Below are 26,957 nucleotides of genomic sequence, written 5' to 3'. Positions count from 1 at the left end.
AAAATATTTTTTATAATTTATGCACTTTTTTTAGTTTGTTTTATATGCAGCGGTTTGGCACCTTTTGTCACAACTTCTTCTGTAATGACAATTTCATAACCTGCATACTCAGGTAAATCATACATAATATCAACCATAACTTCTTCAAGAATAGATCTGAGTCCTCTTGCACCTGTTTTGCGTTTAATTGCCAACTCTGCAATAGCTTCTAAAGCCTCTTTTTCAAAAGTCAAAGTAACACCATCTATTGCAAAAAGCTTTTTATATTGTCGAACTAGAGCATTCTTTGGTTCAGTCAATATTTTGACCATATCCTCTTTTGTAATCTCATTAAGAGTTGCAAGAACATGCAAACGCCCAATAAGCTCAGGAATCAACCCATAAGCAACCAAATCATCTGCTTCAACAAAACTTAATATCTGCTCATCATCACGTTTAGATCTTTTCTCTTGGTTAAATCCAAGAACATTACCGCCAAGTCTTCGTTTAATAATATCTGCCAAACCATCAAATGCACCGCCACATATAAAAAGAATATTTGATGTATCTATCTGGATAAAGTCCTGATTTGGATGTTTTCGACCACCTTTAGGTGGAATGTTGACTATACTTCCTTCAATAATTTTCAAAAGAGCCTGCTGAACACCCTCTCCGGAAACATCACGTGTAATTGAGCGATTTTCACTCATACGGGAAATTTTGTCTACTTCATCAATAAAGACAATCCCCTGCTCTGCTTTTTTAACATCACCGTCAGCAGCTTGCAAAAGTCTTGTTAAAATATTTTCAACATCTTCACCAACATAACCAGCTTCTGTCAAACTTGTTGCATCAGCAATTGCTATAGGCACATCCAAAAACTTTGCAATTGATTGTGCCATCAATGTTTTACCGCTTCCTGTTGGTCCAATAAGAAGTACGTTTGATTTTGCTATCTCTGTATCATCATCTTCAAGACTGTTCTGTTTAAAAATTCTTTTGTAGTGGTTATAAACAGCTACTGCAAAGATCCGCTTGGCACGCTCTTGACCTATTACATACTCATCTAATGCAGCTTTTAATTCTCTTGGAGTCATTAACTCCTTATCAACAACCTCTTTTTCATCTTCAAGCTCACCAAAAAGAATTTTATACGCAGATATCACACAATTTTTACATATGTATACATTGTTACCTGCTAAAAGTGGATTATCCTGACTTTCATTAACTCCACAGAAACTGCAACTTCTATTTATCATTCATTATTCCTCTCATATGGAATGCCTCGTTTTGTCTCTATTACAAAACGGCACATCTTTTTTACTTCTTCGCTCTCACTGGTCTCCAGCAACTTTTCTGCTGTCTCTTTTAAAGGTTTACCCCGCTCAAAAAGCTCTTTATATGCTACTCTTAATGGGTTTATCGCATCACGAGAGAGTGCTCTGCGCAACCCAGTTAAATTTAATCCTCTTAAAACTGCACGATTACCCTCTGCAAGACAGTAAGGAGGTACATCCTGACTTAAAGCAGAAGCTCCTGCTATCATTGCAAGATCCCCTATTTTAACAAATTGATGAATAGGTGTCATTCCTCCAACAACTACTCCATTTCCAATCTCAACATGACCGGCTAAAGTTGCAGCATTGGCAAAGATACAGCGATCACCAATTATACAATCATGCGCTACGTGAACATACCCCATAAAAAGGTTATCATTGCCTATTTTAGTAACACTGCCACCACCCTCTGTTCCAGGATTAAGCAGTGTAAATTCCCTTATTGTATTACGATCACCAATGATTAATTGAACATCTTCACCATGAAACTTAAGGTCTTGAGGAATTGAGCCTACAACTGCATGAGAGAATATACGGCAGTCACTGCCTATTGTTGTATCACCATCAATGCGTGCACACTGCCCAATTGTCGTACGATCACCGATTTTTGCCTTAGCCGATACATAAGCATAAGGACCTATTTCAACATCAACTCCTAGCTGAGCACCATCTTCTACAATAGCAAGTGGTGAAATCTTAACACTCATTATTTTCCACCGAATCTATTTATCAACAATCATGGCTTTAAGTTCTGCTTCCGCCACAAGTTTATCATCAACATATGCTTTACCGTCAAGTACCCAAATAGCACCTTTATGCTTAATAACCTCAAGTTTATAAACAAGTTTATCTCCAGGTCGTACAGGGTTTCTGAACTTACATTTATCTATACTCATAAAGTAGACAACTTTATCTTGAGTCTCTTCTTGATCATTCTCATCCATACTTTCAAAAGCTAAAATTCCCCCAGCTTGCGCCATTCCTTCTATAATCATAACACCTGGGTAGATTGGATGACCAGGAAAATGTCCTTCAAAAACAGGTTCACTAATAGAGATATTTTTATAAGCTTCTATTGACTCACCTTTATTACAAGTAACAACACGATCAACCAATAAAAAAGGGTATCTATGAGGTAAAATTTTCTGAATTTGTACAACATCCATCATTTTTTAAACAGTCCTTGGGTTGAAAATTATCTTATTTTATCACAAGAGTACTAATTTTTCTCTGACATCTCTATAAGCTTCAGATTCTATCAAAATTTCCAGTTTTCCTTCTGGAATCTCTTCTAAAACTATCATTGGAGAGAGATCCCAAAGCCCTAATCCAGCTTTTTCTCTAACAAGCATATCTGTTTCAAAAGATGGCGGATTAAAAATAAGCTCTTTAACACTATTGTAACTGCACTGTGAGAGCTGATTGTAATTTTCAAGTGTCATAAACCTAATCTCTTCTCTGTTAAACCAGTAAAGCCCATCTATTTTCATCTCAACTTTGCCGTTAGTATATCGTCTTTTCATAACTGAGTATGGCAAAATGTAGCTTGGCAAAGTCTTCTTTTTATGTTTTACCCAGCCAAATTTAAGCCTGTAATTAAGAAACTTCTGACGTACTATTTTATAGTCTTGATTTTTTTCTTCAATAGCCAGACGATTTTCATACATAGAAAGACGCTCTTCAATTGAACCTGGCAATACTCTTCCATCAACAGGAGAGAAGAGTTCATCAGCTAAGTTGCCTTGCTGTTCACGTTGAATTGTCAAACCAAAAAGACAACCGCAATAATCCTGACGGTAAAGTTTTTCTTCTTTACTTATCTGCTGCTGTAACTGTGTTCCGCCTTTGCTTCGGTAATCTACATATACAAACTCTACACCATAATCTTTAGCAAATCTTTCACCTGTTCTTTTAAGCTGTTCTTGCGATTTTTTTGGGCTTACAAGAAGAGTTGTAGTCATACTCTTCTCACCTATTTCACGAGCCTTTTTTGCACTAACTTCAAATCTGCGATCAAAGCAGATTTCACATCTAGCACCCTTTTCCAGCTCATTTTCATACCCCTTAACTGCATTCATCCAGGTTTCAAAATCATATGGTCCTTCAATTAGCTCTATACCAAGACGATCACAACTTCTTTGTACATCCAAAAGTCTTAATCTATATTCGCTGTAAGGGTGTATATTTGGATCGTAAAAAAATCCAACTAACCGTTCATTAGGAAAATCTTCCCGTAGCTTCTGTAAAAAAAAGTGACTGTCAACACTACAACAAATATGTACTAACATTTTATTCAACTCTCTCTAACTCTTTGATCCACTCACTTACTACTGCATCACTCGGCATTCTCCAATCACCTCTTGGTGAAAGAGCAATAGTTCCAACTTTTGGACCATCAGGCATACAGCTTCGTTTAAACTGTTGCGAAAAGAAACGCCACAAAAAGAGTTTCAACCACTTTTTAATAGTCTCATCATCATACTTTTGTTTAAATGCAACTTTGGCTAAAAAAAGAATCTTTTTCGGAGTTGCTCCACTTTTTATCATATGATACAAGAAAAAGTCATGCAACTCATATGGACCTACTACCTCTTCTGTCTTTTGCGAAATAGTATCATCATCTTGTGAAGGCAAAAGCTCAGGACTTACAGGTGTTGCAAGAATATCTTGTAAAACTTCTGAAATATCAGGGTGCGTATCAGCCGCCCACTCTACTAGGTATCTTATTAAGGTTTTTGGTATTCCGACATTGATTGCATACATCGACATATGATCACCATTATAGGTGCTCCACCCAAGAGCTGATTCACTTAAATCACCTGTACCTATTACAATTCCATTCAGCTTGTTTGCTAAATCCATAAGAATTTGAGTGCGTTCTCTTGCCTGGACATTCTCATAAACTATTGTATGCTCATTTGGATCGTGCCCTATCACTTTAAAATGATCCAAACAGGCATTGGTAATATCTACCGTTTTAAGAGTTACACCAAGCCCTTCACAAAGCCTTCTAGCATTCTCAAAAGTGCGTCCGGTAGTTCCAAAACCAGGCATTGTTACACAAACAATATCTTTTGGGTCCTTTTTTAAAATCTCATAAGTTTTATATGTCGCCAAAAGTGCCAATGTAGAATCAAGACCGCCTGAAATTCCTATTACACATACTTCAGAGCCTATATGTTCAAGTCGTTTGGCAAGAGCAGCTGCTTGGATAGAAAAAATCTCTTTACATCTCTTGGTACGCACTTTTTTATCACTTGGTACAAAGGGATGAGGGTCTATAAATCTGTTTAATTGTACTATTTGAGGTACATCAGACAAATTTACTATTCTAAACTCTCTGCACTCTCCATCGCTAAAACTGCTTTCGCTAATACGCATCATTTTAAGTCTAGCTAGATCAACATCTGCAAAAATTATTTGAGACTCATCCAAAAATCGCTCACCCTGCTCTAGCAAACTTCCATTTTCAGCGATCATAGCATCCCCGCCAAAAACAACATCAGTAGTTGACTCCCCCACTCCACAGGAGGCATAGACATAAGCAGCCATACATCTAGCACTTTGTGAAGATACAAGACTCTTTCGGTAATCACTTTTACCGACAATCTCATCACTTGCTGAGAGATTAAAAAGAAGTGTTGCACCTGCAAGAGCTTGATAAGAACTAGGCGGTACAACGCTCCATAAATCTTCGCAAACCTCTATGCCAAATATTAGCTCACTATTTCTTTTAAAGAGCAGATCTACACCAAATGGCACAGATTGACCTGCAACCTCGATCATCTCATTCTTCACATCTTTTCCACTAGAAAACCAACGCTTTTCATAATACTCTTTATGCTCAGGCACAAAAATTTTGGGCACAACACCTAAAATTTGACCCTTTTGTATAACTACAGCACAATTGTAAAGACGATTTTTATGCCAAAGAGGTGCTCCGACAATGGCAACAGTATCTAAATGGATTGATTCATCCAAAAGCTTGGATAAACCAACATCAACTGCACTATGCAAAGTCTCTTGATAAAAAAGATCAGCACAACTGTAACTGCTAACAGAAAGCTCTGGGAAAAGTATGACTGCACTTTGATTTTTTGCAGCAATTTTCCATAAATCAATAATATGTTCAATATTGAAACTTACATCAGTTACTCTGACTTTTGGTACTGCGGCTGCAACTCTATAAAAACCAAACATTGTTATGTCCTGTCCTAAGTGAGGGGAGTAGTTCTTTAAAACAGCATACGACTATGCGTATGCCATTTAATTATCTTGAAGCGTGAATCTCTATTGTTTCAATTATGTCATTTTGGTTGATGGAATCAAGAACAAGCATACTGTCAGCATCGCTATCTTCAATACCTCCAAAAACAGTATGTACACCATCAAGATGTGGACAAGGCACAAAGCAGATAAAAAACTGGCTTCCACCTGTATCTTTACCAGCATGAGCCATTGAAATTGTTCCTTTTACATGCTTATGGGTATTTTTTTCAGTTTCACAAGCTATTGCCCAATCAGGACCACCTGTACCAACTCTAGCTGGATTTCCTCCAGGACCACTGTGAGGACAACCGCCTTGAGCCATAAAACCTTTAATTACACGGTGAAATTTTAGATTATCATAAAATCCATCTTTTGCAAGTGTAGCAAAATTAGCAACAGTATTTGGCACCTCATCTACATATAGTTTAAGCCAAATATCACCTTTGTTTGTTTTGATTTTTGCATACTGAAACTGATTCAGTGTATCTTGATCATAATCGTATGTCTTTAATTTTTTTCCAAACATATTACTTCCTTGATTTATATTTTATTTCAACTATTTAAAATGAAGATTAGAATGTAGAGTATCATAGAAAATATATCAGATAGCTGATATTTTACTTGATTAGCGGATAATATAAAGTTTTATAAAGATTAATAAACGATTAATTTTAAGCAGAATACGTTTATGTATAGGAAAATTTGATACTTCAAGGTAACAGAAGAGATCGTTAAGACCCTCACGTTCACTTTTCGTCAAATTACTCATCCACTACCTTTTCTGCCCTATTTAAATTATCATTTTCACATTTATGTGTTGAACCTTGAATTATACTTTTAAAAACTGTTACTCTTATTAAAATATCGGTTTTTTGATGTATAATTTAAGCTTTTAGGGTAAGCAATCAAACTCTAACAACAAAAATAAACATAAAAAGTAATATTTATGTCGAATATGAAACATATTTTAAGTATTAATAATATAAATATTATTGGAATAATTACACTGCTATTATTAGCCCTTCTTTTTACTGCTTTAGTAGTTTATGAAGAGTATAAAGATTTCAATACTGAAGTTACACAATTAAAAATCCATTATCTCAAAAAAAAGAAAGAAGAGATCAAAAATCAAACAAAAAGAGTTATAAAATTTATTACTTATGAATATAAAAATTATCGAGATACATTAGATAAAGAAAAGTTACAGCAACATATTATTGATGCTATAAATCAGCTCTATACAGATCTTCCAGCAAATAGATATATTTTCATATATACAATAGATGGCTACAATGTATTTGATCCTAACCGACCTGAAATTAAAGGGAAAAATATGTTGAAAATTACCGATCCAACAGGAATTCCCATACTTAAAGAACTTATACAAAAAGCAAAAAATGGTGGTGGATACCTATATTACCAATGGGAAGAGCCTTCTACAAAACAGTTTTCTCCTAAAATATCTTATGCTGAAATTTTTAAACCATGGAACTGGCTGGTAGGTACAGGAGTTTACATGGGAGAGCTTGAAAATATGGTTCTAGAAAAAGAAGAAGAGATGAAGAACCGCCTAATAAAATATGTTATGGAGATTTTAACCCTTTCTGCCATACTTTTTGGTTTTGCATTTGCAGGTATTAAACTAATTAATAAAATTATTCAAGATGAGATCAAAACTTTCAGTGAGTTTTTTAATGCTGCAGCCACTCGTTATAATGTTATTAATAAACATAGAATAAAGATTAAAGAGTTTATTCCCCTAGCAAGTTATGTTAACCATATGGTTGAAACCATACATCAACGAAATCGTGAATTAATTCAGCTTAATTTGTCACTTGAAGAAAAAGTACGTAAAAAAACAGCAAAACTTCAACAACAAAAGGAGTATAGTGAACAACTTGTAAAAGCCCAAGATGCTTTTATAAAAACCTCTATTCATGAAATAAACACACCTCTAGCCATCATAATGGCGCAAATTGACCTATTGAAAATGTATGAGAAAGATAATCGTTACATACAAAAGATTGAAGCAGCAGCCAAAATGATCCACAACCTTTACGGTGATTTAAGTTATCTTTTAAGATATCATCGTATAGAATATGAAAAAGAACCAATAGATCCTGAGCCATTTATTCGTCAACGTATAGACTTTTTCAATGAGATAGCTCAATCAAATAGATTGTCATTTAAACTCATCCTTCAAAAAAGCGAAAAAGTATGGTTGAATATAGAAGAATTTACTCGTCTTGTAGATAATAACTTATCAAACGCTATTAAATATGCATTGCCTGGCAGTGAAATTGTTGTAAGACTTTGCAATGAAAAAGATGAAATTAGACTAAGCTTTAGTAATAAAGCCAAAGAGATTACCAATATAGAAAAACTCTTTGAACCTTTTTATCAAGATAGTGAACATGAAAATGGTTTTGGACTTGGGCTTTACATTGTTAAAAGAATATGTGAGCGCAATATGATTGGAGTTACACTACAACACAATGAAAACGTGGTAACATTTACCTATATAATTTCAAAATGGAAAAGTAATGAGAATCCTACTGCTTGAAGATGAAATGATGCTTAACGATGCTATCGTTGAGTTTCTAAAACTTCACAATCATGATGTTACTTCATTTTTTGAAGGAAATGCAGCATTGGAGTGTTTAAAAAAAGAGGAGTTCGATCTACTTATTTTAGATATAAGTGTACCTAATATTGATGGTTTAAAACTTTTAGAAATAATTCAATCTGAAAAAATCCAAACTCCAACTATCTTTATAAGTGCAATGCATGGAATGGAAGAGATAGCAAAAGCATATGAACTTGGATGTTATGACTATCTTAAAAAACCATTTCACCTACCTGAACTTCTTTTGCACATACAAAAAATAGACCAACTGTTAGGAATTAGAGACAAACAGCATATACGCCTTAGTCAACGTTACAGTTTTGATAAAGCCAGCGAAACCCTACTTTTTGATAATGAACCAGTCCCATTGACAAAAAGACAGATGCAGATAATTCAACTACTTGCTATTCATCAAGGAAATGTAGTTGATTTTGAAATGCTACGCCACTATGTTTGGGATGATGCTATTATTGATAACGCTACAATAAGAGCTGAAGTAAGTCGTCTTAAAAAAAGTCTAAAAGAGGATTTTATAGTAAACATTCGTGGTGTAGGTTACCGCATAAATCGCAGTTAATAAATAAGTTACTTTTTTACACATAAGTTTTTATCTCCTTCCAAAATTTACACATAAATTTCAATTGCTACACTCACGCTACACTTGATTTTTAGCATAACCTTGTACAGACTTATAAGGAGTATGCATGAAAAAACTTTTATCTATGGCAGTTATTGCTGCTATTGGAACAGTTTCCTATGGTGCCGATACTTTAGAAGAGGCATTTAGCAGTGGAAAACTAAGTGGTCAAGTTCGTGTTTTCTACATAGATAGAGACTACGATGGAGGAGTTACACTTCACAGATCAGCCATTGCAGCAGGTGGTCATTTGAAGTATGAGACTGCACCTTATTATGGATTTAGTCTTGGTACAGCCTTTTATACAACAAATGGCTTTGGAATAGGCTCAGATAACCTGCCAGGTGCTTCACTGGATCCTACACTTTTTGGGGAAAATGAAGAGGGATATACAATCCTTGGTGAAGCATACTTAAAGTACACATACAAAAACAGTGCCTTTAAAGCTGGTCGTCAACGTTTAGATACTCCTATGGCTGGCAGCGATGATGCCCGTATGATTCCAAACCTCTTTGAAGCCTATCTTTTTACAAACACAGATCTAAAAGATACTACCTTAATTGCAGCACATGTTACAAAGTTTGCCGCTGGTACTTTCTCTAATGCTTATAAAGATTTTACTGAAACAAAAAATGAATCAGATAAAGCATTGGCATTAACAGCTGGATATGGTGCAAATAATAAAAGTGGTGAATTCATTGATATGGGCGAATATGCTATTGGAAAAGAAACTGACGGTGTCTCAATTGCTGCTGTCAAATATAGTGGAGTTAAAAACCTGACTCTCCAAGCTTGGGACTATTATGCTCACGACATAATGAATATTGTCTATTTGCAAGGAGATTATGCTATTCCTATAGGTAGCGTAAAGATGAAAACATCACTTCAATATATACACGAAAGTGATACAGGTGACTCTCTTGCAGGAGATTTTGATTCAGACTATATTGGAGCAAAAGTTGGAGCAAAAGTTGGTAATGTCAGTGGATATGTTGCTTACTCAACAACAGGTTCAGATAGTAACAATCCACTTGGTTCCAGTATAGCAAGCCCTTGGGGTGGAATGCCTGCATTTACACAGGGAATGGTTACACGACACCAATTCTTTGCAGACACTGATGCTTGGAAAGTTGCAGGAAACTATAACTTTCAAAATATGGGTATAAATGCCAATGCTACACTCTACTACTGCAATTTTGATGTTGGTGAAAACAATCCATACGATACAGGTAAAGCATGGACTGCCAAAGAGAGTGGATTTGATATTAAGTACTACCCTAAAGGAATTCAAAATCTTCAACTAAGATTTAGAGGAAACTTTCCTAGAGATTTTAAACCTGGAATAGATTGGGATGAGTACCGTTTCATTGTAAACTATAACTTTTAACTAAAAAGGAGTCGTTATGACAAAAGAGATGATAGAGCATATTAGGAGTAATCCCAAATATCAGATGTTAGTTAAAAAGCGCAGCAGTTTTGCTTGGACGCTTTCAATTATTATGCTAGTGGTCTACTATGCATTCATTTTAACCATAGCGTTCGATCCTCAACTGCTAGGTACTCCACTTGGAGATGGCAAAGTTACAACTGTCGGTATTCCTGTCGGTATAGCAATTATTATTATCGCTTTTGCGCTAACAGGAGTTTATGTCAAACGTGCCAATAGTGAATTTGATGATCTTAGCCGTGAAGTCAAAGAGGAACTTGAAAAAGAGCTTGCAAAGGATGCTTCATGAAAAAAGTCTTACTACTAACACTCTCATCACTGGCACTTTTTGCAGGTGGTGCAATTGAAGGTGAAGTCCAAAAACAGCCTCTCAATATTTCAGCTATCATTATGTTCCTAGTCTTTGTTGCTGCAACGCTGGGCATAACCTACTGGGCAGCTAAACGTACAAAAACTGCCAAAGATTTCTATACAGCTGGCGGTGGAATTACAGGTTTCCAAAACGGTTTGGCAATTGCAGGTGACTTTATGTCAGCAGCATCATTCCTAGGAATTTCTGGTCTTGTATATCTAAAAGGGTATGATGGTCTTATCTACTCTATCGGTTTCTTGGTAGGTTGGCCAATTATTCTCTTTCTTGTAGCAGAGCGTCTGCGCAACCTTGGAAAGTATACATTTGCCGATGTTGCTTCATTCCGACTTAAACAGACTCCAATTCGAACACTTGCAGCATTTGGTTCTATTGCAACTGTAACTCTATATCTTATTGCACAGATGGTTGGTTCAGGTAAGCTAATCCAAATCCTTTTTGGTCTTCCATATGAGTTGGCGGTTATTCTGGTTGGTGTTTTGATGATTCTATATGTAACATTTGGCGGTATGTTGGCAACAACGTGGGTTCAAATTATCAAAGCAGGACTACTACTTTCTGGTGCAACATTTATGGCAATCGCTGTAATGGCACACTTTGGCTTCAGCTTTGAAGAACTCTTTGCCAAAGCTGTTGAAGTTCATCCAAACCATAATGCAATTATGAGCCCTGGCGGTCTCGTGAGTGATCCTATCTCTGCAATTAGTCTTGGTATTGCACTAATGTTTGGTACAGCAGGTCTTCCTCACATTCTAATGCGCTTCTTTACTGTTGCAGATGCAAAAGAGGCACGAAAGTCGGTATTTTATGCAACTGGTTTTATAGGTTACTTTTACATCTTGACATTTATCATCGGTTTTGGAGCCGTGGTAATGGTTTTAACTAACCCGCAATACCTTGATGCAGCGGGTAAGATAATCGGTGGTAACAATATGGCAGCAATTCATCTTAGCCATGCAGTGGGTGGAAACTTCTTCCTTGGATTTATCTCAGCAGTTGCATTTGCAACAATTCTTGCAGTTGTTTCTGGTCTGACACTTGCAGGTGCTTCAGCCATAAGTCATGACCTTTATGCAAATGTCTTTAGACGTGGTCGTGTAGATGAGGTTCAAGAGATGCGCATCTCTAAAATTGCAACTATTGCAATGGGTATTGTTGCTATTTTGCTTGGTATTGCATTTGAAAAACAGAATATTGCATTTATGGTTGGTTTGGCATTTGCTATTGCAGCATCGGCAAACTTCCCTGTTCTTTTCCTCTCAATGTTTTGGAAAAATCTCACAACACGCGGTGCTGTAATTGGTGGTAGTTTGGGGCTTGCAACAGCTGTTATGCTGGTTATCCTTGGTCCTATTGTATGGCAACAGATTTTAGGGTTTGATGAGGCTATATTCCCATATAAATATCCGGCACTATTTAGTGTAACTGTTGCTTTCATAGGTATCTGGTTCTTCTCAGTAACAGACAAAAGTGCTGATGCCGAAAAAGAGCGTGAAGCATTTGAAGCGCAAGACATTCGCTCTCAAACAGGGATCGGAGCTGAAGGGGCAGTATCGCACTAATCATTTTGTAGCGATAAGTGATTTAAACTTATCGCTACTTTTTTAGAAAGAAGGATACTATTTATGAGTATTGTTGAACAAAAATCCTTTCTTATATCTATTCACCCATTTGACTCCCTATCTGACAATGAGTTAGAACGGGTGTTGAGTGCTATGGATATAGCCTACTACCCTAAAGATACTATCCTTTTTAATGAAGATAAAAAACCAGATAATATCTCTATTATTATCAAAGGTAGTGTTGAAGCAAGTGACAAGGAAGGAAATGTCGAATATTTCGGTGCACTAGATACTATAGGTGCTTGTGAAATTTTGCAACACTCAAATGAACGTATCTACCGTGTGATTGAAGAGCTTCTTTGTTATGAGATTCCAAAAACACTTTTTTTGGAGCTTATTAAAACAAATGATGCTTTTAAAACTTTTTATTTAGAAGATATAGCCACACGCCTACAAGCTTTGCGCAAACAGAGCCAGCAAACAGAGTTTACTGAGTTTCTTACGGCACGTATTGGTGATATTTTTATCCACTCTCCATACATTGTCGAAGGTACAACTCCAATTGTAAAAGCAGTAGCTGGTATGGAAGCAGTAAAAGCAACTGCTATTTTGGTTAAGCATCAACAGCATATAGGAATTGTCACAGACAGTGATCTTAGACATCACATTATTTTAGGTGGCGTCTCACTACAAGAGCCGATTGCAAATATTGCAACCTATAAACTTATAACAATAGAACGTGATGACTTTCTTTTCAATGCCCTGCTGATGATGACACGCCATAGCATTAAACGCCTTGTTGTCACACATAATAAAAATATTTGCGGCACTATTGAGCAAATAGATTTACTTAGTTATTTTTCCAACCATGCTTACCTTCTAAGTGTTCAAATCGAAAAAGCAAGCTCCATTGAAGAACTCAAAAGTACAACGGATGGAATGGTTAACATTGTACGAACACTTCATCATAAAGGCATAAAAGCACGATATATTGCCCGTATTATCAGCGAACTCAATGCCAAAGTATTTGCAAAAGTATTTGAACTCATCATACCTCAAGAGTGGCATTCTAATGTAGCACTGATGGTTATGGGAAGCGAAGGGCGTGAGGAGCAGATCATCAGAACTGATCAAGACAACGGTCTCATTATAAAAGATGATTTTTATGCTGATGGACTTGAAGGGAAGATGACCCAATTTAGCAAAGCACTGCAAAGCTTGGGATTTCCAGAATGTCCAGGTAATGTAATGGTCAGTAATCCAGAGTGGTCTCAACCTCTTCAAGATTTTAAAAAAGCAATTGATAATTGGGTTGATATACCAGAGAGTGATGCAATGATGAAGCTAGCCATCCTTGTTGATGCTAAATGTGTAGCAGGCAATACTAAGCTTCTTAAAGATTTACGACACTATCTTTTTAACAAAATAAGCAACCACCCTACTGCACTGGCTATATTTGCACAGGCTGTTGAACGTTTTGATATACCTCTAGGATTGCTAGGAGGATTTGGCAACGATCAGATTGATCTTAAAAAAGGAGGTAGTTTCATCCTTATGCACGGTATACGTGCATTGGCATTGGAGCAAAAAATTGAGGTAACTTCAACAGTTGAACGAATCAAAGAGCTCAATGAAATCGGACTGATTGACAGAAAATTTGCAACAGAGCTTATTGAATCATTTGATGTCATTCTTACATTTATTTTACAAAATAAACTGTCGCAAATAGCACAGGGGAAAAAACCAGATAATAGAGTCGATATTCGTAACCTAAGCAAACTGGAGCGTGACATGTTAAAAGATGCACTAAAGGTAGTGCGTGAACTGAAAAAGTTCATTACTTATCACTTTAAACTAAATATGGTGGGGTAATGCTAAATAGGCTTAAACGCAATTGGATGAAAAAGAGATTAAAAGACCCTCACTATTCCTTTTTGTTCGATACACCACCTAAAGATGAAGTGGTTGTTTTCGATACAGAGACAACTGGGCTGGATGTTAAGCGTGATGAAATCATCTCAATTGGTGCTGTAAAGGTTAAGGGCAATCGTATTTTAACTAGTTCATCTCTTCACCTTTACATAAAATGTAACCGTGAGATAAACCCTGAAAGTATAAAAATACACCAAATCAGAGCTTGTGATATGAAAAATGCTATAGAAGCAGATGAAGCTATAGCACGTTTTTTACACTTTATTGGACCTAGAACACTGGTTGGTTACTATCTGGAATTTGATGTAGCTATGGTCAACAAAATGCTTAAAGAAAGTTTAGGAATAACTTTACCTAATCAATTAATAGAAATTTCTGCGCTATACTATGATAAAAAAGTAGGCACAATACATCAAGAACATGTTGATTTACGTTTTGATGCAATGCTCAAAGCATTAGATATTCCAAAACTAAATAAGCATGATGCTCTTAATGATGCAATTATGACAGCTATGATGTATATTAAACTTAAAAATTTAAAAACACTAAATTAAAGGAGAAAATAATGAGCGAAGAGAGAAAGCCTATATTTAAACCTAACCGAGAGTTTGCAAAAAATGCACGTATTAAAAATATGTGTGAATATCAAGAATTGGTTGATTGGGCAAAAGAGGATTATGAAGGATTCTGGGGCCACTGGGCAAAAGAGAAGATTAACTGGTTTGAACCTTTCACACAAGTGCTTGATGAGTCCAACGCACCATTTTATAAGTGGTTTGTAGGCGGTAAACTTAATGTCAGCTATCAGTGTATAGATCGCCACCTTGAAGTTCGCAAAAACAAAGCGGCTATCATCTTTGAAGGTGACCGTGGTGATAAACAAATCATTACTTACCTTGAACTTTACCGTAATGTTAGTCGTTTTGCGAACCTTCTTAAAAACAGATTCGGTATCAAAAAGGGTGATCGCGTTGTTCTTTATATGCCAATGATTCCAGAAGCAGCTTATGCAATGTTGGCATGTGCACGTCTTGGAGCGATCCACTCTGTCGTATTTGGTGGATTTAGTGCTGAAGCACTTCGTGATCGTATTATTGATGCAGAAGCTAAACTAGTTATTACAGCTGATGGTGCTTACAGAAAAGGTAAACCATATATGCTAAAACCTGTAGTTGATATTGCACTTGAAGAGGGATGCGACACTGTTGAAAAAGTGTTAGTTGTTCAAAGAAACCATGAAGATATTACCTGGATTGAAAGACGGGATTACAGCTACAATGAATTAATTGATCTTGAAGCAGATACTTGTGAACCAGAAGTTATGGATAGTGAAGATCCACTCTTCTTGCTATATACATCAGGATCAACTGGTAAACCAAAAGGTGTTCAGCATGCACAAGCAGGTTATATTTTATGGGCACAAATGACAATGGAGTGGGTCTTCGATGTCAAAGAGAATGACACATACTGGTGTACAGCAGACATAGGTTGGATCACTGGTCATACATACATTGTTTACGGACCGCTTGCAATGGGTGCAACAACTGTTATGTTTGAAGGTGTACCAACATATCCAGATGCAGGACGTGCTTGGAAAATGGTTGAAGAGTATAAAATTAACCAGTTCTACACAGCTCCAACTGCAATTCGTGTACTTCATAAAACAGGTGAACATGAGCCTGAAAAATATGATCTTAGCTCACTTAAAGTTCTAGGAACTGTTGGTGAACCAATTGACCCACCAGCATGGAAGTGGTACTATGAAAAAATTGGTGGCGGACGCTGTGCAATTGTTGATACATGGTGGCAGACTGAAACAGGCGGTCATATGGTTAGTCCACTACCAGGTGCTACACCTATTAAACCAGCTTGTGCAACATTCCCGCTACCTGGAATTATGGCAGAAGTAATTGAGCGTGATGGCACACCTGTAGAGCCTGGTGAACAAGGACTTCTATGCATTACTAAACCTTGGCCAAGTATGATCCGAACTATTTGGGGCGATCCTGAACGATTTAAAAAGTCTTACTTTGGTGATGCCAAAAAAGATGGTAAACCTGTATACTTCTCAGGTGATGGTGCAATTATTGATGAAGATGGCTACATCACAATTACAGGACGTGTTGATGATGTTATCAATGTTTCAGGACACCGAATGGGTACAGCAGAGATAGAAGCTGCCATTAAAAAGCACCCACATGTTGCAGAAGTTGCAGTTGTTGGTAAACCAGATGACATCAAAGGTGAAAGTGTATTTGCCTATGTTGTTCTCAAAGATGTAGAGGATAGCTTTGGAGAAGAGGCAGAACTTGCCAAAGAGATCAATCAAGTAATCTCTAAAGAGATTGGAAATATTGCAAAATGTGACACCATTAAAGTTGTTCCTGGCTTGCCTAAAACACGTTCAGGTAAAATAATGCGCCGAATTCTTCGTGCTATTGCTAAAGGTGAAGAGATTAAGCAAGATATCTCAACACTGGAAGATCCTAGCATTGTTGCTAAAATTCAAAGCTGTGTTATAGGCTAAAACCTTTTAAGGAAGGGGAGCGACGTGGTATAATTTCCAAAAAGGAAATACTATGCAACTATGCGTCGCTCTAGACCTTCCTTCTTCAAAAGAGAATCTTCAACTCGTCCAAACACTTGCTAAATACGATATTTGGCTTAAAGTCGGATTTCGTTCTTTCATTCGTGATGGACAAGATTTTTTAGATAAAATAAAAGAGATAAACCCAAACTTCAAAATTTTTCTTGACCTTAAACTATATGATATCCCAAATACTATGGCTGATGCAGCTGAAGAGATAGCTAAAATGGATGTAGATATGTTCAATATTCATGCTAGTGCTGGTAAAAAGGCAATGCAAACAGTTATGGAACGTCTTGATAAATATGAAAAAAGACCACTTGTACTGGCTGTAACAGCTCTTACCTCATTTGACTATCATAGTTTTAAAGAGATTTACGGAACTGATATTGAAGAAAAAGCAAAAGAGTTTGCACTTCAAAGCTATCAGGCAGGACTTGATGGTGTAGTATGCAGTGTTTATGAGAGCAGTATGATTAAACATGAAACAGATAAGTCATTTTTAACTTTGACACCGGGAATTCGTCCATTTGGAGAAAAGAGTGACGATCAAAAACGTGTTGCAGATATTGAAACTGCAAAAAAAGAGAAAGTAGACATAATCGTCGTAGGACGACCTGTCTATAAGTCTGAAGAACCAGCTAAAGTAGTAGAAAAAATTCTACAAGCTCTATAAAAAACTTTTTACCAGTTCCCTTGTGGAACTGCTGTTTCCATCCCCCAAATCATCCATCCTACAAACAGTGCAAAAAGTATAACAAATACCAGTGGGGCATATTTCTGAAACATTACAACTCTCCTAAATCAAAAACTATTTATAGCATTGTATCTAAATCTTTCCAATATAGTATTATATATAAAGGAACAATTATTGCTTACTTGAAATATACAGGTTGCCAATATATGAGCATCCTTAAATATAAATTTTCAAGGAGCTGTTATGAAAATTTTGGATAAGGTAGAATTGGTAGTTAAGCTTAAAGAGCGCATTGAAGATGCAAAAAAACAAAATAGTGCAATGGCAGAACAGCTTCAAAAGCTACTGGAAAATATTCTAAAATCTAGTCAATACAAGGCTGTTTAAGCAGAATATTAAGATTCAGCCGCTATAATTTCACCCACTTAAGCATTACACGGACAGGTGGGTGAGCTGGCTGAAACCACACCCCTGCTAAGGGTGCGTACCTTTGCGGGTACCGAGGGTTCGAATCCCTCCCTGTCCGCCACTTCAATCCCCTAAAATAGGGCTTTTCAAACACTTCATTTTTCAACTGTGTATAAACTGTGTATAAAACCTATACAACAAGCTTATTAATTGCATCTAAATTAGGCTTTATTTTACCAAAATAATAATCTCTGGTTGTTGATATATCAACATGCCCAGTATTTTGAATAAGCCAACTTTCACTCATTCCATTTTCTATCATCAATGTAGCAAAGCTATGACGCATATTATAAAATTTACCAACTTTTACACCTGCATGTCTGCAAGCCTTTTTAAACATTTCATCCAAGCTATCAGTAGATGAATAAGGATTGCCTTGATAAGTTAGCCATACCCACTTACTTTTAAGTCCTGTAAGCAACTGTTGAGTTTTTAGTACCTCTTTTGCTTGTGGCAATAAATCAACAAAACGTTTTTTATAGCCTTTTGGTAAATCTTCATCACCATCTCTTATTCGCCTTTGGACATGGATGTAATTTTGATCAAAGTTGATGTCATGCCATTGCAGAGCTATTAGCTCTCCTGACCGCAACCCTGTAAAAAAACCAAGCTTTAGCATATAAAACATCTGTTTCCATGCCCACTCGGTTTGAAAATTGCGTGCATTTTTGGCATAATGACGACAAGATTCAAGTAAAGCTCGAATCTCTTCAAGTGAATAGACGGTTGGAATTTTTTTAATAATCCGTGGGGCTTTAGCTATTCTTGACTCCATCGGATTGCGTTGTATTAATCCATCATCTACTGCTGCACTCAATATAGTGTTTAAAACTGAACGATAATTTATAATTGTTTTATTTGAGTATGGCTTTCCATTTTGATAAGAGACTTTACCCTGGCTAAGCTTAGTTTGCCATTCTGCTATCATTGTAGCTGTAATTGAATTTATAGGCGTTTCATCTCCAAAATATAGACAAATACGGTTAAACTTCTTTTTAACGTCTTGTTGAGTTTTTGTTGATCTACCTGATAATGTAGCATTTAAAGTATACTCGCCATACTCTCTTAGTTTTGGCATAGCTGGATCTTGCTGCATAATAATAGATAAAGATGAATTATTTGGTATTTGATCTGGTTCTACTTTACCTTGTTCAAGTGCAATACGCCAAAATTCAGATTCAGCATTACGGTTTAAAAATAAGCGGTTTTGTTTTGTATCTGGCAATCCAGTGCTTACTCGAACAGGCTTCTTGTTAACATATCTACAAAGCCAAAGAACACGGGTATCTTTTCTTTCCCAGATGTATGCACAACCTTTTCTACGACTCACTTTTTAGTCCTTTCTGCTTTCTGGTTGTGGGCATGTGAAATGGTAGCACTTTCATCCTTTTTTTAGAATTGAAAGGGCTGACTTATGCAGATGGTAAATGCGTCCACGTTTTTGAAACTGTGACGGGTGAATGTTTCTTTTACACCATTCTCTTAAGCCGTCAACACCACTGTATCCGTACTCTTTGGCAAGTGAATCGCTTAATGGAATCCACTCCGGAAAATCCATTACAAACTGCTTAATAATCTGAATATCTGATTTAATTTCTGCAAGCTCTTGGGCTAACATCATGCTACACCTCCTAGCTCTCTAGCTCTTAAATTGGCACTGGTATATCTATTTTGCTATAATCATTCTGTTCAGATACATAATTCTTAGATTTGTTTGCAGTTATCCGCACTTGTCCGCAGTTATCCGACTTAGAGAAATCCCTAAAATAGGACTTGTCCGACTTATCCGTGTTATCTGCTTCAAATTCAATAATTTCAAATTTTGTCTCTGCAGTCTCTGGTTCGATAATGAAAAATAGGCTTTTGTTATTCTTTTTCACTTTCTCTACTTTCCAATACCTACCTTTGCCGGACTGGATCACTTCATTTGATTTATTTTTTGAAAAGCCCATCTCCATTAGGTGAGTTAGGATTTGTGAAAAAGTTGGCTTATTCTTGGAAGTATCAATAAAATCAATTATTTCATCTCGGATTTTCTCATATAATTCATCCTCTTTTGCCCATTGTAGCTCTACTTTTTGTAAAGTGTGGTTATCTTTATGTTGAAAAGCTTGTTCTTCTATTTTTCCAATCCGGTTTTTTTGCGGTACAAAAATAAAAGTATTTTTATGTGGATTGTTAATCAATAAAAAACTATTAGATGTGTCTTCTTCCCATGCGCTGCTGCCTGAATATATTTGGTCAAATTTATTTTGGTCTGCAGGTGGCTTTCGGCTATGGTGCAAGAAAATAACTGTAGCTCCCTTATCTCTTAATCTCTTGAAAATTTCTGTCAACTGTGATACATCTTTATTTTTATCTCGGTCTTTCCCCTGCATGAAATTTTTGGCTGAATCAAATACAATTAAACTATTAGTTAGATCGCGTTTTGAGATTTCGCGTATCACACGCCAAACGTCATCTGTACCAGATCTAAAGTATCTAAATTTTTTACCGTGCTGTTTTTTTAAATCATGTATTTTTCTCTCTGCAAGTGTCGCATCTCCGTTGTCTAAATCAAAATATAGTGCACGCTCAACTTTTTCGTTTATGAGAGACATATTAGCTATATCTACCGCACCAAGGGATTTTCCAGTGCCTGCGGGTGCAAAAATCATTGAAATTTCTTGCTTAACAATAAGATTATCGACTAAATATTCAACTTCTATGTTTTCAAGTTCATCTGGGTCAAGGTCAAATCTATCAAGCCAATCATCAATGTTATCATCCCATTTCTGTGCTTCGTCTAAGCCTATCTCTTTTTTTAATTTTTCAATTTCGTTAAGTATTATTTTTTCTTCGTCTAGCTTCAAAAATTGAGACTGCAATAATTGGTTAAGTTTCTCTATTTTTTTATTTTTTGATTGCATATATTCGATTTTTTTCTGAACTACTTCAACATCAATTTCTTTAGATATTTCATCGATTTGCTGCATAATGTTAGCTGCAATATCGCCTGGCTTGTTACCGTCGGCTACCATTTTTTTAGTTGTAGTAGTTACATCAAGTAGCTTTCTTTTTTGTGCTTTTGCCTTGATCTCTTTTATGTAAGCATTGGCATTTGAGAGCGGATTAGTGTATGCAACAATATCCAAAAAAGCAACTTCATCAAACTGATTTTTCTGAGTCAATTTTTCCCTAAGAAACTCTTCATCTATCGGCTGATCACCCTTAAAAAGCTCCTCCATAGCTACAAAAAGGTGCTGATGAAAAGGGTGGTAAAAATCTTCCGGTTTCAACTGTACGGCAATCTCTTCATACCGCACTGGATCAAAGATAATTGTACTTAAAACAGCACGCTCAATATTTAAATTTGATATCGTATCAACATCAATTTCATTGATTTTTTTGCAGTTTTTTGCTATATTTTTCATGATTTTTTCTTTATTTTAGAAATCGAAAAAAAGTTGAGAGCGGCCACTCTCAACTTGCTGTGTTTTAATTTGTGCGTTTACGATTGGCTTAAACCCCAAAATTTCTTCTGCATTGAAGCCATGTTTTTCACATAATTCAACAAAATCAGCTATATCAAAATCATCATGGTCTACCTCTTTCCAAACTTTTTTTAAGCCTTGCTTAATTTTCTCTTTATCTATCTTTTTCATTTTTTCGATTTCTGTTTCTATTTGTTTATCGATAGTGTATTTTGACGTATAGTCGTTTATTTCACATGTCCCGTTGTTTTCAAAGTGCATTTTATATCTTTTATCATAAGTATTTTTAATGTTTGCAACTATACGTTGTAATAACCAATTTACCGCGATATCGATATTTTGACAGTTTAGAAAACGCTTAACTCCCTGCAGTTTTGCACCTTTTTCAATCGTCTTAAGTGTCGCTTCTGCTGAAACAGAAAATGCAAAATCGAAATCTACAACTGCAATTTTTTTTGATATACAGATTCTTTTTGCATCGTCTTTCATGATTTCGACAACTGCATCTATTTTGTTTATGAGTTGTTCAACAGTGCTTATGTTACATGATTTTAATGTCTCTGCTGCTGTCATATTTTCTCCTTTTTTGTATTATGTATGTTATGCTAATGTAAATATTACATTTATTTACATTATTATGTATTTTACAAAAAAGTGTAAAAAATGTCAACAATTACATTAATTTTTTTGGTATAGTTACATTATAAATTCCTAAACATGTATCAAAATCAAAAAAGAGGTAAAAATGAAAGATATAATCAAATCTATTTTATCAATTTCTGATAAAACATATTACAATTGGAAAAAAGAAGAAAGACCTATTATTGCATTATTACATAAGTATTTCACAGAAAATGATTTAAAAGAATTTCTTGAAACAGGAAAAATAGGTAGATATGAAAAAGAAAATGAACCATATGATAAAAGATTATTATATTTAAAACTATTTATTTTATCAAATTCTGCTAAACAAATATTGATTGACCAACTTAGTTATTGTATTGAAAATGAAGTTGAATATAATTATGAAATTGCAATTGAATATTTTGAAACTGGTCTCAAACAAACAATTAAACAACTTAAAAACTTTTCCAAAAATCCTGGTTACACAAATCGAGATATAAAAAAATTTATATTCTTTGTAAAAAATATTTTAGACAACCAAGATATTAAATTTATAAATTATAATAAACAAAAGATTATTGATATGTTAGAAGAAACGATAGGAGGGATAGCATTTTCCTCCTGGTAATCTATTTCTTTTTAAATTGTTTTGCATAATTATAAAAGCCCATATAACTGATTTTAGCATAGTCTGGAAGCTCTGAATTTATTATTTTCCAAGCACTTCTTATACTTACTCCCTTTTTTATCAGTTCTTCAATTTCAGTTCTAAAATATTCCATTTTACTTTTTTTTGCCATCATTACCCCTTTTTTATTTTTTGTTTTCTACATATATACATAAAATCATCTACTATTCGTATTATCCTCTACAACTTCTTGTTTTTCGCTATCCTTATTTTCCGCTATAGCATTATAAAAGCTCTCATTTTCCCTACTCCAATACTTCTTTTCTTGCTTAAGCTGTTTTTCAATTCTAGGTGTTTCCATCTCCATCGCCTCATCAAAAGTTTTGTCAAGCTGCATTTGCATTATCTCCAGATCTTCTTCTTTCAATACATATTTATTCTCTTCTATCAGTTTTGCAGCACTGTAAGGATCTTTATTTTGCATATGCTCATCTATTTTATCAATCAATTTATCATAGTCGTGTTCGTCTTGTTTTTCTTGTTTGTAATCATCTATAAACTCTTTGAAATTTTGCTCTTTTTTTAAAAGCTCGTTAAACTCTTTTTCATCATTTGCGTTTACCATTTTATCGGTTATGTACTCATCGTATTTTTCAGCTATTAGATCCGCTTTTGCAAGCTCTTTTTCGTGTTTGTAATCTATCCCATTATTATTTAATTCTTTTGCAAGTTCAAGCGGTTTTTTAGCATAAACATCTTTTAAAAATGAATCATCTCCAAAATATTTTTCGGCTAGCTTGTTTACTATCTCTTTATTAGTAACCCTAAAAGCTTTTTTATAGCTCTCTAGCTTAATGCCTTTTCCAATTGTATTAAGCTCTTCTGGGTCTGTTTTTTCAAGATGTTCATATAGTCGATCTATGTTGTTAATGTCTTGTTTAGCGATATTTCTACTAATTTCATGATAATACTTTTGATAGTATTCTTCTTTTTCGTTTTGGTTTAGGTTATTTGGATCTGTTTTTATCAAATAGCCTGTTCTATCATTCAAAAACTCTGTAAAATCCTTGCTGTATTTATCTAAAAACTCTTTGGTTTCTGCCCTGGTGTTTCCATTAAACTCAACCCCCAATGTTTTAGATATTTTGTTAGCAAAATCTAACTGTTTATCGCTTGCCGGTTGTTGCATTAAATAGTTTTTATACTCTTTAATATTAGCTTCTATGAACTCCCCCGTTGCAAACTTTGAAGTCTCGTTAAACTCTAAATTTAGGGCTTTTGCTATATTGTTAGCGGTTTGTAGCTGTTTAGGTGTTGCGGGTATCTTATTTGCCTGTTCTTTGCCCCACTCTTCCTCTTTGTTAGCTAATTTCTCTACTGCCTGAACTGCGTTAAGCTTTTCTTGTTCTACCTCTACAAACTTTTTAAGATCCTCTTTACTATCAGTATAGATTTTTAGATTGTCTGTTGCTCTGGTTACACTTACATAAAAAGAGTTGAAATTTTGGATCTTACTATCCATATATGCAACTACATTTTTAGCGGTTTGCCCCTGGCTCTTATGAGTAGTGATAGCGTAACCGTGATTTATGTAACTGTAATTATTGATATTGAATTGTAGTTCCTGTCCGTCTTTTGCAACTGTTAAATTACCCTCTTTATCGATATTTTGGATAATTGCGGTCTCTCCGTTACTTACTCCAAGCTTTTTATCGTTCTTTTCAAAAACTATCTTTTCACCGATTGAAAAATCTTTTTGCTGTTCTTGATATTGTTGTAAGTGATTTCCATATTTTGAAAGATTTAGAGTTCGTTTAAAATCACCTTTACTATTTGAAATAGTGATACTATTTTTTTCATTGTTTACATCTATAATTTCAAATTCTTCACCTGCTTTTATTGAATCATCAATGCTCTTTTGAATAAATATTGAATTACCCGTTTTATAGCTTTCAGATAAATATACTTCACTCGGTCTTAATCTGGCTGATTCTCTAACTGTAAATGTAAAATCCTCTTTCCCTATTTCACCTCTATCTTTAAGCTCTTCTCTAATCGTATTATTAAGCTCTTCTTTGAGTTTGTTCGTATTGGTTAGAATAATACTATCTCGGTAGCTCTCTTTACCAGATACTACTGCTTGCGTATTTTCTTTGTCATCAAATTTAAAAAACTCTTTTTTTACATCTTCTATACCGTTTTCAGTTTCTTTTATAAGTCCGTTTTTATCAAGTACATCAAACGCTTTTCCACTGTCATAGTTGTTCAAGTGGCTTACTGCTTCTTTTAATGTAGCGTCCTTTTGTCTAAGCACTTCTGACATTACCGCTGTTTTCATTCCATTTTCTTGCAATAGTTCAAATGGAGATCCTGCATTAATTGCTTTTAGCTGCTTAACATCACCAATTAAAACAACTTGTGCATCTACTCTTTTTGCAAAATCTATCAGCTTTTTAGCGTCTTTAGTTCCAAGCATACTTGCTTCATCAACTATCAATTTAGAGTTTTTATATGCTACAAGTTCCGCTTCGTCTAATTTGTCAACTTTAGATAAAAACCTTGCTATCGTTTGACTTTGTATCCCTGCTTTATTAAAAGCCTCTTTGCTGGCTGTGGCTTTTTGGATCTCACTTGCTGCTTTACCGGTATAAGATAGTCCTATTAATTTTGTATTACCTACAAGCTCGTTAACTGCTTTTAGCATTGTCGTTTTACCTGTTCCTGCGTCGCCCTGAATGCCGATAACTAGGTCTTTTTTACTTAATATATGTGCAGCTGCTCTCTTTTGTCCTGCAGTTAATCCGTAACCTGTTTGTTCTTCTTTTTGGCTTGAATATTCTTTAATAGCTTCTTTTGCTTCTTTCTGGGTAAAAACAGATGCAACTTTGTGTTTTTTATCTTTAACTGCTTTTATAAGGCTCTTTTCGGATTTGATAATCTCTTTTGTGGTGTAGTAGTTATCGGTTAGCTTAATAAGTTCTTTGTTTCTATCAAGTGCTTTATTAAGTGCGTCTAAGGGTAGTTGATCTTTAAGTGCAAATTTTCCCGCCTTTTCCAAAATATCTTCAGATGTAAATACACTGTCTTGACTTGATACTGCTTCAATAGCGTTGGTTATTGCTTTATTTGCAATTCCCTTTTGTTGTTGTTTTAATGTCTCTTTTTCTTCATCTGTAAGTTCTTTAGGCTCATTTCGCTGTAAAATATCTTCTTTGCTATAACCTATACTTTCTAATCTGCTTTTATTATCTTCCAAAACTGCTTTTCTGTCTATTTCACCTTTCCACTCTCGGCTTTTCCAAGTTGCCATTTGCTTTATTTCATTTTCGCTTTTATTAGGATATTGCTCTTTTAGTTCATTGGTTAATTTATCTAACTGTTCGCTTCTTTTGGAAAATTCATCAATCACTTTGTCATCTACATTTTTAAGTTCAAAAAAGCCCTTTTTAGCGTCTATAATTCGGATGTCAAAACCAAGCTCTTTAAGATTTGCTGCAAGCTCTGTTCGATAGTTCATGCCAAGTTTGATGTAGTTTTGAAAGATGGCTTTACTCTCTATTGCTCTCCATTCTCCATTTTCAGTTTGCGTCATATTCATAACTACTGCATGAGTATGCAAAGATGGATCAACTGTTACACTGTTACCATCGCTTACTGGTCTTGCTACTTCATGCGTAAATTTAGCGATTACTAAATTATTAGTATCAACTCTTCGTGTTATTCCATCTTCTGTAAGTCTGGTTTGAGCATAGTTATCTTCAATTTTTTGTAAAACTTTTGTAACTGCTTTCTCATGAGCTTCCCTAATTGCTTTTGCTGCATCTTTATCACCATAAGCCTGTGCAGCTTCATAAGCAATTGATAAAGATTTTGGAGCTGAAAAAGTTAGATCAAGCCCTGCTCGTGCACGGTCTCCCTCTTTATCTAATCTTGTTTTTTGGACTTGATTACCCTCTTTATCTTTACCAAAAAGGACTTTCTCTAAATCCTCTTTGGTAATGACCTCTCCATCTGCAAAACCTAATGCCTCTGCCCCTTTGCCTTGCCAAGTGCCAAGATCGCCCTCTTTCTGATAGTAGTTGTCCTTTTGATCTGCGTGATATTGTAAAGCTGATTTTGCATTAATCCATGTAGGAGTAGATATCATTTTAAAGCCTTTTTTTCTTCTTTTTTAGAGTAGTTTTCCTTTTTATTCTGGCCTGTATTTTCATGTAGCTGATATAAATAGTTTAAATATTCGTCCACGCTATTAAAGAGAAAATAATCTCTTTTTGTATCTTTGTTTTGTTTAGTATTTTCCATCTGAAGTTCCTTTTTAAAA

24 protein-coding genes and 1 tRNA gene are annotated in these 26,957 nt (G+C 35.2%); 12 read left to right on the top strand and 13 right to left on the bottom strand.

Features of this window, described 5'->3' with window-relative positions; genetic code table 11:
* Positions 1-17 precede the first annotated feature (17 nt).
* From clpX to BM227_RS02530, 6 genes are all read right to left on the bottom strand, one after another.
* Entirely contained in the window at positions 18-1,238 is a 1,221-nt protein-coding gene (clpX, locus tag BM227_RS02555) for an ATP-dependent Clp protease ATP-binding subunit ClpX (RefSeq protein WP_177201957.1), read from the bottom strand.
* Entirely contained in the window at positions 1,235-2,023 is a 789-nt protein-coding gene (gene lpxA, locus BM227_RS02550; protein WP_092910880.1) for an acyl-ACP--UDP-N-acetylglucosamine O-acyltransferase, read from the bottom strand. Before lpxA ends, clpX begins: the two co-directional genes overlap by 4 nt.
* Positions 2,024-2,038: 15 nt before the next feature.
* Positions 2,039-2,485, bottom strand: a complete 447-nt coding sequence (fabZ, locus tag BM227_RS02545) for a 3-hydroxyacyl-ACP dehydratase FabZ (protein ID WP_092910878.1) — start codon at positions 2,483-2,485, stop codon at positions 2,039-2,041.
* Between the two features lie 39 nt (positions 2,486-2,524).
* Positions 2,525-3,604, bottom strand: coding sequence for an epoxyqueuosine reductase QueH (locus tag BM227_RS02540; RefSeq protein ID WP_092910913.1), 1,080 nt, complete (start codon positions 3,602-3,604; stop codon positions 2,525-2,527).
* A gap of 1 nt (position 3,605) precedes the next feature.
* Positions 3,606-5,516: an NAD(+) synthase gene (locus BM227_RS02535; protein WP_092910876.1), complete on the bottom strand. Its 1,911-nt coding sequence runs from the start codon at positions 5,514-5,516 to the stop codon at positions 3,606-3,608.
* 70 nt (positions 5,517-5,586) lie between these two features.
* Entirely contained in the window at positions 5,587-6,111 is a 525-nt protein-coding gene (locus BM227_RS02530) for a peptidylprolyl isomerase (RefSeq protein WP_092910874.1), read from the bottom strand.
* A gap of 420 nt (positions 6,112-6,531) precedes the next feature.
* Here BM227_RS02530 and BM227_RS02525 point away from each other — a divergent pair, with 420 nt between their 5' ends.
* From BM227_RS02525 to BM227_RS02480, 11 genes are all read left to right on the top strand, one after another.
* The gene (locus BM227_RS02525) at positions 6,532-8,148 is read left to right on the top strand and encodes a sensor histidine kinase (protein WP_092910872.1); all 1,617 of its coding nucleotides are present in this window, start codon (positions 6,532-6,534) and stop codon (positions 8,146-8,148) included.
* On the top strand, positions 8,129-8,788 hold the full coding sequence (locus BM227_RS02520) for a response regulator transcription factor (RefSeq protein WP_092910870.1): 660 nt from the start codon (positions 8,129-8,131) through the stop codon (positions 8,786-8,788). The genes BM227_RS02525 and BM227_RS02520 overlap by 20 nt, the downstream gene beginning before the upstream one ends.
* Before the next feature lie 127 nt (positions 8,789-8,915).
* Complete coding sequence (locus BM227_RS02515; RefSeq protein WP_092910868.1) at positions 8,916-10,235, top strand: OprD family outer membrane porin; 1,320 nt, start codon at positions 8,916-8,918, stop codon at positions 10,233-10,235.
* 16 nt (positions 10,236-10,251) lie between these two features.
* Positions 10,252-10,584, top strand: a complete 333-nt coding sequence (locus BM227_RS02510) for a DUF485 domain-containing protein (protein ID WP_092910866.1) — start codon at positions 10,252-10,254, stop codon at positions 10,582-10,584.
* On the top strand, positions 10,581-12,227 hold the full coding sequence (locus BM227_RS02505) for a cation acetate symporter (protein WP_092910864.1): 1,647 nt from the start codon (positions 10,581-10,583) through the stop codon (positions 12,225-12,227). Before BM227_RS02510 ends, BM227_RS02505 begins: the two co-directional genes overlap by 4 nt.
* Positions 12,228-12,290: 63 nt before the next feature.
* Entirely contained in the window at positions 12,291-14,099 is a 1,809-nt protein-coding gene (locus BM227_RS02500; RefSeq protein WP_218147902.1) for a putative nucleotidyltransferase substrate binding domain-containing protein, read from the top strand.
* Positions 14,099-14,713 (top strand): 3'-5' exonuclease, encoded by a 615-nt coding sequence (locus tag BM227_RS02495; protein ID WP_092910862.1) that lies wholly within the window; start codon positions 14,099-14,101, stop codon positions 14,711-14,713. The genes BM227_RS02500 and BM227_RS02495 overlap by 1 nt, the downstream gene beginning before the upstream one ends.
* A gap of 11 nt (positions 14,714-14,724) precedes the next feature.
* The gene (acs, locus tag BM227_RS02490) at positions 14,725-16,686 is read left to right on the top strand and encodes an acetate--CoA ligase (protein WP_092910860.1); all 1,962 of its coding nucleotides are present in this window, start codon (positions 14,725-14,727) and stop codon (positions 16,684-16,686) included.
* Positions 16,687-16,738: 52 nt separating this feature from the next.
* A complete protein-coding gene (pyrF, locus tag BM227_RS02485) occupies positions 16,739-17,422 on the top strand; it encodes an orotidine-5'-phosphate decarboxylase (protein WP_092910858.1) in 684 nt (227 codons plus the stop codon).
* A gap of 264 nt (positions 17,423-17,686) precedes the next feature.
* On the top strand, positions 17,687-17,830 hold the full coding sequence (locus BM227_RS12695) for a hypothetical protein (RefSeq protein ID WP_177201956.1): 144 nt from the start codon (positions 17,687-17,689) through the stop codon (positions 17,828-17,830).
* A 51-nt stretch (positions 17,831-17,881) separates the two neighbouring features.
* Positions 17,882-17,972: transfer RNA gene (locus BM227_RS02480), tRNA-Ser, on the top strand.
* 69 nt (positions 17,973-18,041) lie between these two features.
* Here BM227_RS02480 and BM227_RS02475 read toward each other — a convergent pair.
* The 4 genes from BM227_RS02475 to BM227_RS02460 are packed head-to-tail and all read right to left on the bottom strand — an operon-like array spanning position 18,042 to position 21,957.
* The gene (locus tag BM227_RS02475) at positions 18,042-19,241 is read right to left on the bottom strand and encodes a tyrosine-type recombinase/integrase (protein ID WP_092910856.1); all 1,200 of its coding nucleotides are present in this window, start codon (positions 19,239-19,241) and stop codon (positions 18,042-18,044) included.
* 51 nt (positions 19,242-19,292) lie between these two features.
* Positions 19,293-19,529 (bottom strand): hypothetical protein, encoded by a 237-nt coding sequence (locus BM227_RS02470; RefSeq protein WP_143089679.1) that lies wholly within the window; start codon positions 19,527-19,529, stop codon positions 19,293-19,295.
* A gap of 28 nt (positions 19,530-19,557) precedes the next feature.
* Positions 19,558-21,324 carry a DnaB-like helicase N-terminal domain-containing protein gene (locus tag BM227_RS12690; RefSeq protein WP_177201955.1) on the bottom strand — a complete coding sequence of 589 codons (1,767 nt, stop codon included), beginning with the start codon at positions 21,322-21,324 and terminating at the stop codon, positions 19,558-19,560.
* Between the two features lie 15 nt (positions 21,325-21,339).
* Positions 21,340-21,957: a hypothetical protein gene (locus BM227_RS02460; RefSeq protein WP_092910852.1), complete on the bottom strand. Its 618-nt coding sequence runs from the start codon at positions 21,955-21,957 to the stop codon at positions 21,340-21,342.
* A 172-nt stretch (positions 21,958-22,129) separates the two neighbouring features.
* On the opposite strand from BM227_RS02460, the gene BM227_RS02455 reads away from it, so the two are divergent.
* Positions 22,130-22,636: a hypothetical protein gene (locus tag BM227_RS02455; protein ID WP_092910850.1), complete on the top strand. Its 507-nt coding sequence runs from the start codon at positions 22,130-22,132 to the stop codon at positions 22,634-22,636.
* Position 22,637: 1 nt separating this feature from the next.
* Here the strand turns inward: BM227_RS02455 and BM227_RS12685 are convergent, their stop codons facing one another.
* From BM227_RS12685 to BM227_RS12680, 3 genes are read right to left on the bottom strand one after another with little or no spacing between them, the layout of a single operon-like run.
* Positions 22,638-22,808 carry a hypothetical protein gene (locus BM227_RS12685; RefSeq protein WP_177201954.1) on the bottom strand — a complete coding sequence of 57 codons (171 nt, stop codon included), beginning with the start codon at positions 22,806-22,808 and terminating at the stop codon, positions 22,638-22,640.
* 45 nt (positions 22,809-22,853) lie between these two features.
* Positions 22,854-26,783: a MobF family relaxase gene (gene mobF / locus BM227_RS02450; protein ID WP_092910849.1), complete on the bottom strand. Its 3,930-nt coding sequence runs from the start codon at positions 26,781-26,783 to the stop codon at positions 22,854-22,856.
* Positions 26,780-26,938 carry a hypothetical protein gene (locus tag BM227_RS12680; protein ID WP_177201953.1) on the bottom strand — a complete coding sequence of 53 codons (159 nt, stop codon included), beginning with the start codon at positions 26,936-26,938 and terminating at the stop codon, positions 26,780-26,782. The genes mobF and BM227_RS12680 overlap by 4 nt, the downstream gene beginning before the upstream one ends.
* Between the last annotated feature and the right edge of the window lie 19 nt (positions 26,939-26,957).

Origin of the sequence: Hydrogenimonas thermophila (assembly GCF_900115615.1) — a bacterium.
In the GTDB taxonomy this organism is placed as follows: Bacteria; Campylobacterota; Campylobacteria; order Campylobacterales; family Hydrogenimonadaceae; genus Hydrogenimonas; species Hydrogenimonas thermophila.
The sequence above is the reverse complement of the archived record's forward strand: the minus strand, read 5'-3'. Positions and strand labels throughout refer to the sequence as shown.

What these genes read in the sequence shown, in the direction of transcription:
- clpX (WP_177201957.1), bottom strand. Translation starts at nt 1,238, where the DNA reads ATGATAAATAGAAGTTGCAGTTTCTGTGGAGTTAATGAAAGTCAGGAT.
- lpxA (WP_092910880.1), bottom strand. Translation starts at nt 2,023, where the DNA reads ATGAGTGTTAAGATTTCACCACTTGCTATTGTAGAAGATGGTGCTCAG.
- fabZ (WP_092910878.1), bottom strand. Translation starts at nt 2,485, where the DNA reads ATGATGGATGTTGTACAAATTCAGAAAATTTTACCTCATAGATACCCT.
- BM227_RS02540 (WP_092910913.1), bottom strand. Translation starts at nt 3,604, where the DNA reads ATGTTAGTACATATTTGTTGTAGTGTTGACAGTCACTTTTTTTTACAG.
- BM227_RS02535 (WP_092910876.1), bottom strand. Translation starts at nt 5,516, where the DNA reads ATGTTTGGTTTTTATAGAGTTGCAGCCGCAGTACCAAAAGTCAGAGTA.
- BM227_RS02530 (WP_092910874.1), bottom strand. Translation starts at nt 6,111, where the DNA reads ATGTTTGGAAAAAAATTAAAGACATACGATTATGATCAAGATACACTG.
- BM227_RS02525 (WP_092910872.1), top strand. Translation starts at nt 6,532, where the DNA reads ATGTCGAATATGAAACATATTTTAAGTATTAATAATATAAATATTATT.
- BM227_RS02520 (WP_092910870.1), top strand. Translation starts at nt 8,129, where the DNA reads ATGAGAATCCTACTGCTTGAAGATGAAATGATGCTTAACGATGCTATC.
- BM227_RS02515 (WP_092910868.1), top strand. Translation starts at nt 8,916, where the DNA reads ATGAAAAAACTTTTATCTATGGCAGTTATTGCTGCTATTGGAACAGTT.
- BM227_RS02510 (WP_092910866.1), top strand. Translation starts at nt 10,252, where the DNA reads ATGACAAAAGAGATGATAGAGCATATTAGGAGTAATCCCAAATATCAG.
- BM227_RS02505 (WP_092910864.1), top strand. Translation starts at nt 10,581, where the DNA reads ATGAAAAAAGTCTTACTACTAACACTCTCATCACTGGCACTTTTTGCA.
- BM227_RS02500 (WP_218147902.1), top strand. Translation starts at nt 12,291, where the DNA reads ATGAGTATTGTTGAACAAAAATCCTTTCTTATATCTATTCACCCATTT.
- BM227_RS02495 (WP_092910862.1), top strand. Translation starts at nt 14,099, where the DNA reads ATGCTAAATAGGCTTAAACGCAATTGGATGAAAAAGAGATTAAAAGAC.
- acs (WP_092910860.1), top strand. Translation starts at nt 14,725, where the DNA reads ATGAGCGAAGAGAGAAAGCCTATATTTAAACCTAACCGAGAGTTTGCA.
- pyrF (WP_092910858.1), top strand. Translation starts at nt 16,739, where the DNA reads ATGCAACTATGCGTCGCTCTAGACCTTCCTTCTTCAAAAGAGAATCTT.
- BM227_RS12695 (WP_177201956.1), top strand. Translation starts at nt 17,687, where the DNA reads ATGAAAATTTTGGATAAGGTAGAATTGGTAGTTAAGCTTAAAGAGCGC.
- BM227_RS02470 (WP_143089679.1), bottom strand. Translation starts at nt 19,529, where the DNA reads ATGTTAGCCCAAGAGCTTGCAGAAATTAAATCAGATATTCAGATTATT.
- BM227_RS12690 (WP_177201955.1), bottom strand. Translation starts at nt 21,324, where the DNA reads ATGAAAAATATAGCAAAAAACTGCAAAAAAATCAATGAAATTGATGTT.
- BM227_RS02460 (WP_092910852.1), bottom strand. Translation starts at nt 21,957, where the DNA reads ATGACAGCAGCAGAGACATTAAAATCATGTAACATAAGCACTGTTGAA.
- BM227_RS02455 (WP_092910850.1), top strand. Translation starts at nt 22,130, where the DNA reads ATGAAAGATATAATCAAATCTATTTTATCAATTTCTGATAAAACATAT.
- BM227_RS12685 (WP_177201954.1), bottom strand. Translation starts at nt 22,808, where the DNA reads ATGGCAAAAAAAAGTAAAATGGAATATTTTAGAACTGAAATTGAAGAA.
- mobF (WP_092910849.1), bottom strand. Translation starts at nt 26,783, where the DNA reads ATGATATCTACTCCTACATGGATTAATGCAAAATCAGCTTTACAATAT.
- BM227_RS12680 (WP_177201953.1), bottom strand. Translation starts at nt 26,938, where the DNA reads ATGGAAAATACTAAACAAAACAAAGATACAAAAAGAGATTATTTTCTC.